At 58.7% G+C, this 8,699-nt stretch carries 7 protein-coding genes; 1 reads left to right on the top strand and 6 read right to left on the bottom strand.

Features of this window, described 5'->3' with window-relative positions; all coding sequences use genetic code 11:
* Nucleotides 1-81 precede the first annotated feature (81 nt).
* The 3 genes from ACOCD2_RS07610 to ACOCD2_RS07600 all read right to left on the bottom strand — a co-directional run bounded on the left by ACOCD2_RS07610 (nucleotide 82) and on the right by ACOCD2_RS07600 (nucleotide 4,499).
* Nucleotides 82-822: a hypothetical protein gene (locus ACOCD2_RS07610; RefSeq protein ID WP_293646422.1), complete on the bottom strand. Its 741-nt coding sequence runs from the start codon at nucleotides 820-822 to the stop codon at nucleotides 82-84.
* A 294-nt stretch (nucleotides 823-1,116) separates the two neighbouring features.
* Nucleotides 1,117-3,315, bottom strand: a complete 2,199-nt coding sequence (locus tag ACOCD2_RS07605; protein ID WP_293646424.1) for a glycosyltransferase — start codon at nucleotides 3,313-3,315, stop codon at nucleotides 1,117-1,119.
* Complete coding sequence (locus tag ACOCD2_RS07600) at nucleotides 3,312-4,499, bottom strand: sulfotransferase family protein (RefSeq protein WP_293646426.1); 1,188 nt, start codon at nucleotides 4,497-4,499, stop codon at nucleotides 3,312-3,314. Before ACOCD2_RS07600 ends, ACOCD2_RS07605 begins: the two co-directional genes overlap by 4 nt.
* Before the next feature lie 96 nt (nucleotides 4,500-4,595).
* Here ACOCD2_RS07600 and ACOCD2_RS07595 point away from each other — a divergent pair, with 96 nt between their 5' ends.
* Nucleotides 4,596-6,455 (top strand): hypothetical protein, encoded by a 1,860-nt coding sequence (locus ACOCD2_RS07595; RefSeq protein ID WP_293646428.1) that lies wholly within the window; start codon nucleotides 4,596-4,598, stop codon nucleotides 6,453-6,455.
* Here ACOCD2_RS07595 and ACOCD2_RS07590 read toward each other — a convergent pair.
* Genes ACOCD2_RS07590 through ACOCD2_RS07580 form a run of 3 tightly spaced genes read right to left on the bottom strand, consistent with a single transcriptional unit; the run spans nucleotide 6,437 to nucleotide 8,594 of the window.
* Nucleotides 6,437-7,123 (bottom strand): ABC transporter ATP-binding protein, encoded by a 687-nt coding sequence (locus tag ACOCD2_RS07590; protein WP_293646430.1) that lies wholly within the window; start codon nucleotides 7,121-7,123, stop codon nucleotides 6,437-6,439. The two genes, ACOCD2_RS07595 and ACOCD2_RS07590, sit on opposite strands and share 19 nt — an antisense overlap.
* Complete coding sequence (locus ACOCD2_RS07585; RefSeq protein WP_293646432.1) at nucleotides 7,120-7,878, bottom strand: ABC transporter permease; 759 nt, start codon at nucleotides 7,876-7,878, stop codon at nucleotides 7,120-7,122. Before ACOCD2_RS07585 ends, ACOCD2_RS07590 begins: the two co-directional genes overlap by 4 nt.
* Entirely contained in the window at nucleotides 7,878-8,594 is a 717-nt protein-coding gene (locus ACOCD2_RS07580) for a hypothetical protein (RefSeq protein WP_293646434.1), read from the bottom strand. The genes ACOCD2_RS07585 and ACOCD2_RS07580 overlap by 1 nt, the downstream gene beginning before the upstream one ends.
* Between the last annotated feature and the right edge of the window lie 105 nt (nucleotides 8,595-8,699).

Genomic DNA, 8,699 nt, shown 5'->3' with positions numbered 1-8,699 from the left:
GATTAATTAATTCAGTATATTGGCATGCGCTAATTATCTGGAGCTGCCCGAAAAAGATAGCTATTTATAGACGGTAACAATCTAGGGATGTACAGCAAAGACACTGCCCGCTTTGACGGAAAACGGCCCCCAGATGCGTACCGTCGGCCGTCCCTGATCATCGCCTCCCAGCGTGAAAACGCTGCCTCCAGCCACAGTGGCTCCCAGTACATCAATGCCGTCCGTTGCACGGAAATCCACATTGGCCGCCACATCAACGGCACCCACAGCTGTATTCGCTGCAACCAGGCGGTTGGGCGCCGGCAGGGCACAGGTGGCGTCTGCACCGTAGTTCGCAGCCGAAAGGCTGACCGACTCATCCGGCGACTCTCCCTGCAGAAGACACTCAGCCGTCGCCTTTTCCTGGCTGAACGGATCGAGGGAATCAGGTATCTCATCCAGATCGCTGTCGGCAAAACAGCTGCCGGTGGTACGGACCGTCATGTGCCCCTGGGCATCCATGGTCATACCCTCAAAGGTACAGCTGTGGGTGGTTTGACCTCCGGTAGAAAACTTCAGGGTGCCTGTCTCACCCGCCGTCACCAGAGTGCTGCAGGTGCTTTCTTCGAGCACCAGCGAGCCATCCGCGCCCATTTGCACGGCTGCCACAGTGCAGTCGATGCTGAAACGCTCATCCTGAAGGACAACAGGCGTGCCTGCCGCTTCTGCTGCCTGCGTATCCATGGCGACAGCAGCTTCACCGGCGGGAAACAGCAGCAAAGCCGCGGCTGCGGGAACAAAGGATTTAAGAATACTGCGGGGATGGTTGTCCGGTCGGGTCATGGAGCACTCTCTCGTTTCAGCAGACATCACCAGCCTTTCGCCATGATTCATGCTGTTTTTCAGGAAACTTTCCCATGTGACCGTGATTTATGGGAAAAGTTGCAACACTTTGACAAAACGCGACTTACTTCAAATCCCGAAGACTTTTCCCTTTGCTCGAGAATGCTGCATAAAAACCAAAAGAGACCGTCCGCTTCCTTCTGTTTTCAACGACTTGCAGCCTGCCGGTCGAGATTCAACCTGGCCCGGCCCGGCATACCGCCTGTGACCAGGCCTCCGCTTTCAACTACCCGATTATTTGCGCTGGAGCTCGTGAATCGGTTTTCTGGAGAGACGGCGCTTGAGCTTCCGCTGTATATTCACGGGCACCAGGCGGGACACGAAACGCCCTACCCGCCCCTGCCTGAGCGTGAGAAGGTGCAGCAACAGCTGTTCCTTGCGGCTCCGGCGTCCCTGACCGCTTTCTGCACTACGGGACTGCCGCAACAGGTTTTCCAGCCACTGATCATCCAAAGGAGCCGCCTCTGGCGCGGTCCGGGGTTCGATGTCGGCCAGATATTGCCTGCGGTAGAAATTTTCTGTCGCCCCCGGTACCGGCTGATCCTGCCAGGCATGGCTTTGTGTCCCGGCACCTGCCAGTTCGTCCCTGGCCGAAACAAACCATTGCAGCCACTGGCCGGCAGGCTGATCCCACGCTTGCACCCAGGTCAGAGGCCGGTTCAGCACGCGCTCAGGAAAAGCACCGATATCCGGCACCACCATAGGCAGGCCCGCGAGAAACATTTCGCTCAGCGTATAGCTGTAGGTTTCGGGCCACACGGCTGTGAACCACACCAGATCAGGCTGAATCGCCTGCAGATTCTGCTCCAGGTCCGCCTCGCTGTAGGCCCCGTGTTCGACAACGGCATCCGCCAGTGGGCGATAGGCATAACCCAGCAGGTGGAATTCCAGGGGCAGGCCCTGTCTGCGCGCCTCCAGAGCGACGGCTTCGAGAACGTCCGGCCCCTTTTCCGGACTCAGGGCACCCAGCGCCAGCACGCGCAGGGGACGGTCTTCCGCATAGCGGTTGTACACAGCCGGCCAGGGCATGTGCGCCTCGCTGTCGGGGTGCCAGGCAACCAGATAGTTCAGTCCGGGATAGTGACGCTCAAACTCCTTCACCACCGAGGCAGACGGCGCGATCACCCGCTGCGCCTTCTCCAGCAACCGCCGCTGATTGGCCTGCCACTCATCGATACTGACCGACAGGGGATAGGAGCTGGCCTGTGCCTGCAGGTCCTGCGTATAGCGCCCCCTGGCATCCGTCTGGCTGGGATGCGCATTGATGAAATAGTAGTCGTGCAGCGTGACATCGAAAGGCAGCTGCAGGTCGTCGGGCAACCCCCACAGACAGGTTTCCAGCCCCAGGGTGTGATGGAAATGCAGGTGACTCACATTCATCCTGCGCAACAGTTCCAGCAGCTGCGGATACATAGCGGGCAGGGAAAAGAAAAGGTCGCTCGCCTCGTCCGTGGCACCGAAAGACAGCCGCGCTCCTCCGCCTTCCACAGGCCGTATCACCAGTGCATCCATGTCCGCAGCCAGCCAGTCCGACAGCTCATGAATATGCTTCTTGGTGCCCCCGCCGAGGTGATGGGTCAGGTGCAGCACCTTCTGCCGCGGCGAGCTGCGGTACATTTCTATGAGCGCGCGGGTGCGATGCAGCTGCGCGGGATTCTGCCGGATATGCTGCTCCACCAGCGAGTGGTAGTCCGGATGCAGCTGCTGCAGTATTTCCTGGGCATGGGCGACACGCTCTGCCTGCTCATCGGAAAAGCTCACACCCCCTTCGTGGAAGACAAACACATCGCAGCACAGCACGTTGCGCCATCCCAGCCTGGCGGCGCGTCGGCAGAAATCGTTTTCCTCACCGTAACCGCGTCCGAAACGTTCCATATCGAACAGCCCGGTACGGTTCAGGCATTCCCGCCGGATGTACTGGCAGAACCCCACGCCGGTGGGAATATCGACAAGCTCTCTGCTGTTGACCCTGGCAAACACGGCATCCAGGGAAGCCACGTCCCATGGCTGCGGCAGCGGGCTGGACTGGCAGAAGCGGGGAAAACTGCAGATGGTGGCGTTGTTTGAAAAGGGCGTCAGCGTACCTATCTTCGGGTCGCTGTCCGCCGCCCTGACCAGCCGGTCCAGCCAGTCATTGGCCACTTCTGTATCACTGTTCAGCAGTACCACGTCGTTTTCATCACTGAGCGCCATGCCCCGGTTGACGGTGGCGACAAAGCCCAGGTTCTGTGCATTTTCCAGCAGCTCGACCTGATCATGCCCGGCGGCAAAGCGCCTCAGATCATCCGCTATATGAGGGTCGGGCGAAGCATCGTTGATGAGGACAAGCCGGTACGGCGTGCGCTGGGGACTGCCCACTACGGGTTCCAGGCAGCGCCGCAGTTCTTCCCTCCCGCCATACACCGGGACGATTACATCCACCGTGCGGGTCATTGCCTGTCCACGGCAAACAGTTTGCGCACGATTTTCACCGCCGTGTGGTTCAGCTGCGCATCGCGCTCTTCCACGATGGAAACAGCATGTTCCAGTTCGCCGGCCAGCTTTTGCAACTGGGCGTCACGTTCTTCCACCACCGACCGGGCATATTCCAGCTCCCGTGACAGGCCGACAATCTGCGCGTCACGTTCATCGATCACGGCATGGGCATGCTCCAGCTCACCCGCAAGCTTTTCGATCTGTTCATCCTTTTCAGCCACCACATCCAGCGCTTTGCGGTGATCCTCACCCAGCGCCTGCAATTCGTTGTTGACGGCAAACAGCCGTCGGTTGGTGGCAGCCAGGGCATTTGTCAGCTCGCCACCGTCTTCCAGCAGCCGGTCACAGGTTTGCCAGACAGCATCCAGCGCCTGCCTGTCCGGATCTCCGCTTTGCAGCAGCTGCCAGGCCTGCCGGGTCAGCTCACCCAGCTTTCCCTGGCGCTCTGGCGCCTCCTGCTGATGGCGCAAGCCGGGGTCGATGGCTTGCGACACGGCCTCCGAAGCGGTTCCGGTCGATACTGGCCAGCTTATGCCCAATGCTGCGCCTACCCTGTCCAGAGTGGTTTTCCAGTCTGCCAGCAACCCGGCATAGTCCACACAAACACGTGGCAGGCCCCGGCTGCTCTTTTCACTGTCCCCGGTATAACGCAGCCACAGCAGGTCTGCACTCGACGGGGTCAGTGGGTCACGGTGACACAGGGATGCGCCGACTTCTGCAGGGGAGCGGGTTGCCAGAACCACCACCGGCTTCCAGCCCGCCTGCCTGGCGGCCGATTCCCAGAAGGGCAGCAGCAGGCACAGGCGGGGATCCTTGATCACGGCCAGGGTTGCTGCCCCGGCAAATGCCGAATTCAGGAAAGACACAGCCTGATCCTGAAACCCGGCGATGGTCTCACCTGTCCACACCCCCGACGGCAGGGGCCGGAAGTCATACCAGCTTCTGTCCAGGGCGGAGAGCAGCTTTTCGTTGATGGCGATCAGCTCCCTGTGCTCCCAAAAACCTCTCGCGTTGATATCCTGCCGGGCACCGAGAAGATCCTGTCCCACATCGGCGCCAAGAAGATTCAGCACCCGCGTGAGCACCGAAGTGCCGCTGCGGTGCATACCCAGCACCAGGATCAGTATCCTTTCCTCAGACACGGACAGACTCCGTCGCCGTCGAGGCAGAATTCAGCGGAATGAGGTAAGCTTCGCACATATCCTAGATGATACGTGTTTTCCCCGGTCAGATGAATCATGAATGACGGCAGCAGCTACAATTTTTCCTTCAGTTACAACCTTGCGACCGCCCCGGCTGCGCCGGCTGAAGAAGACCTGATCGCTTTCGATGACTGCATGGAATTTCCACTGCCCGGCCAGCGCGTGCTGCTGCGCAGCCGGAGCAGCGGAAAACAGATCACCGTCACCAATGACGTGGCCTATTCCCTGCGCCTGTGCCGGGAGTTCCGCACCCTTTCCGGGCACATACAGCACCTGGGCCGGGAAATCCCCGAACTGCGTGATGAACCGGACGACATCCGGCAGGTACTGAACAGCATCGGGCAGGCAGGACTGATGCTCTCGGCATCCGCCAAGACCCAAAGCATCAAACCGGTTTCAGGCTTTCAGCCGGCAGAAACCGCATTGTGCTACTGCATTCTCAGCTGTGACCGCAGTGAGGCCCTGGCCCGCCTGCTGGAAAGCATGGCGGCCAGTCACCGCTTCCTCGGAACCAACAGCTATTACGTGATCGACGACTCCCGGAAAGCGGAAAAGAGGGAAAAGAACCGCGCCATCTGCCGGGACTTCTCCGCAGCCCATGGGGTAAAACTGCATTATTTTGGGATCGACGAACAGGAAAGAGTCCTGCAGCAGCTGCAGTCACGGCTGCCGGAACATGCCGAAGGCATCGCATTTCTGCTGGGACGCTACGGGGAAAACCCGGCCATACCTTCCTATGGGCGTACGCGCAACTGGGGACTGCTGCTGGCAAAGGGCAGCAAGCTGGTGCTGGTGGATGACGACATTCTTTTTCAGCGGGTCAGCCCCCCGACAGACCCAACAGGTCCGGAGATCACTTCCCGATCGCGGGTAGCGGACTTCTTTGCTTCGGACAACGAGTGGCAAACGCTGCTGGACCCGGAAAACACTGACCCGAGCACGGGCAGCTTCAGCCAAGCCCTGGGAGCCAGCCTCGGCGAGACCCTTTCCCTGCTGGGGGAAGACCCGCTGCCACAAAGCGCCCTGCGCAATCTTTATCCCGCCGGTTTTGCCCAGGTGCAGCCGGATTCAAAAATTCTGCTGACCGCCTGTGGCTACGCCGGCGATCCGGGTACGGCATCGAATATCTGGATCTACCAGCTGCCACCAAAGTACCGCAGCAAGCTCTTCAGCTCGGAGCAGGACTACCGCAGACACATCCGTTCGCGCAGCACCTGGATGGGTGGTTTCGGCCCCGCTTTTCGCAACCAGTTTTCACTGATGTCCCCCCTGACCGGCATCGACTGTTCCCAGCTGACACCCCCGTTTTTTCCGCTGCTCAGGAATGAAGACCTGCTGTTCGGTGTCCTTTTGCACCATCTCCATCCCAATGCCCTGTTCCTGGACAACCCCTGGGCGGTGCCTCACCTGCCAGCCGAACACCGCCAGTGGGAACAGGATCTTTCTCTCAAACCCCAGAACTATGGTTTGCTGGATTTCTCTGCCGACGCGCTGGTGCTCGATACCCCAACCCCGCCAGCGGGATCAGCCAGCGATCGTCTGCGCGGTTGCGCCGGTTTCTTTTCCGGTCTGAGCCGGCTGGACGACAGGGCGCTGGAAGAAAAGATTGCGGAACAGACACTGGGTTTGCGCACCACTCAGATCAGCCGGCTGGCCAAGGTGCTGGACGAAAGCCATGAAGCGCCCGGCTTCTGGCAACGGGATCTGCAACGCATCATCGAGGCGGGAGAACAAAGCCTGGCTGCCCCGCTTCCCCGCGGTTTTCAGGCTGTGCCCGGCGGTGAAGACGAACAGAAGGCGCTGGCGCGCACGCTCTGGAAACGTTACGCCCAGGGCATACGCGGCTGGGAAGCCTGCCTGAACACCATGCAGGATATTCAGATCGAAGCTTCGTAAGCCGCCAGTACGTCTCCCGCCTCACCCTGCATGCGAGACACCCCCTGCTCGATCCATACCACCCGGTCACAGAGCCTGGCCATCATCGCAGTATTGTGAGATACCAGGATCACACTGCGGTTGGACCGGATTCTGCGCTGTATCTCTTCCGAGGATTTCTTCCTGAAGGCAGCATCGCCCACCCCCAGCACCTCGTCGATCAGCAGGATATCCGGATCGGCCTGCATGGCGATAGAAAACCCCAGGCGCGCCCGCATGCCTGCCGAGTAGCTGGACACCGGCTCGTCGATGAAGTCTTCCAGTTCGGCAAAGGCTACCAGTTCATCCATGTTCTGCTCGATGCGGGATTTGGGCGCGCCCAGCAGCATGCCGGATAGAATGGCATTCTCCCTTCCCGTGAGCAGAGGCACGAAACCCACCTGCAGGGACAGCAGGGATGCGCTGACGCCCGCATTGCGGATTTCTCCCCGGTCGGGCGCAATGATGCCGGCGATGACCTTCAGCAAGGTGGTCTTGCCCACGCCGTTACGGCCGATCACGCCGAGGGTTTCACCGTGTTTCAGCTCCAGCGAAATATCCTTCAGGGCCCAGTACAGTTCACCGCCACGCAGACTGCGGCCACGCCGATAGGCCACGCCCACGTTTTCCAGTATCAGCACCGGGTTCATGCCAGCCTCGGATAAAGGCGGTCATAGCGCCGCAGCAGGTACAGCCCCAGTCCGCACAGGGCCAGGGAAAACAGCATCACCAGTCCCAGTGCGGCCAGGTCCGGCAGCCGCCCGAACAGCAGCACATCCCGCCAGGCATGGATGATATGCACCATGGGATTGAGGTCCAGCAGCACGGCCAGCCAGCCTTTCAGCCTGCTGGTATCGAAAAACACACCGGACAGAAAGAACATGAGCATGAGCACATTATTCATCAGCAGTTTGAGATCCGGATACAGGGGCGTCAGCGCGGATTCGGAAAAAGTGACACCACAGATCAGCAGCAGCTGTACCAGCAGCAGTACCGGTACCATCAGCCAGGACCAGCCCAGGGGCATGCCGTACACCAGCAGGAACAGCAGCAGCAATACCAGGGTCACCAGAAACTTCACAGAATTCTTCAGGATAACGACAGCGGGAAAAAACACCTTTGGCAGATACACCTGGGACATCAGCCCCTTGCCTGCAGTAATGACATTCAGCGACATGCGCACCGTGGTATCGAACCACTTCCACACCACCAGCCCGGTGAGCAGCCAGGGCACGAAGTTTTCACCGCCACGCTGCAGCGCCACGGCAAAGATAATGTAGAAAGCCCCCATGTAGAGCACCGGCTCCAGCACCCACCACAACATGCCCATATAGCCCCGGGCGGCCTCCATTTTCAGATCAGCGCGGGTCTTGTACAGAATTAGCTGCCAGTAGTGGGGAGTCATCAGGTTTTCCCCAAGCGGAAAAGCAGGGGCACTTCCAGAACCTTTTCATGGGAGATTCCATGCTCCCAGAGGCCATCTTCTCCCCAGCAGTCACCGTGATCGGCGCACAGAAGCACGGTTGAACGCGAAAAGGTTTTCAGCAGTGGCGCAAGTTTTTCATCTATCCATTCCAACGCAAGCACTTGCCTGCGACGCGACTCATGTGCATCGTTGTTGTCGCAAAAAGGAACGCAGGGGTTATGCTCGAAAGACCAGGGAGCCCCGTCGAAGTAATATGGGACATGAGTTTCCCCAATATTCAAAAAGACAAACACTGGGGCCTCATTCTTGACATCTAGCCTCTCTTGCAACCAAGCAAGTTGCTGCTGCAATGACCAAGTGTTACCTGGATAATAGAACTCCTGAAAATCACCAATCAGGTTTTCGGCGGTTTCCGTATCCGGATTGAACCAGCCAACGGCTCCCGTCCCCAGAGTTCTATATCCAATTCGCCCAAAACCATCAATGATATTCCTTCCGCTCAACAGAAAATGCTCCTTGCCCTGTCCAGCAATTCCTCCCTGACTCATGCGAAAGATCTTGCCATATTTGGGATTGACACCGACTTCTCTGCAGGCGGCATCACCAGGAGTGAACCCCATGAACATGGCCATATGGGAAGAATAAGTGAAATTTCCTGGCGCCATAGCGCGATAAAGTATACTCACTGCCTTCATCGCTGGCACCTCCGCTTGAACAAAAGTATCATACCGACATGAATCAAGCGTTATAAATAATACAGAACTGGATGAATGCCCCTTATACCACATAATATAAAATTA

This window comes from Thiolapillus sp. (genome assembly GCF_048562965.1).
Lineage (GTDB): Bacteria > Pseudomonadota > Gammaproteobacteria > Chromatiales > Chromatiaceae > Thiolapillus > Thiolapillus brandeum_A.
This window is presented reverse-complemented; position numbering and strand designations above follow the sequence as displayed.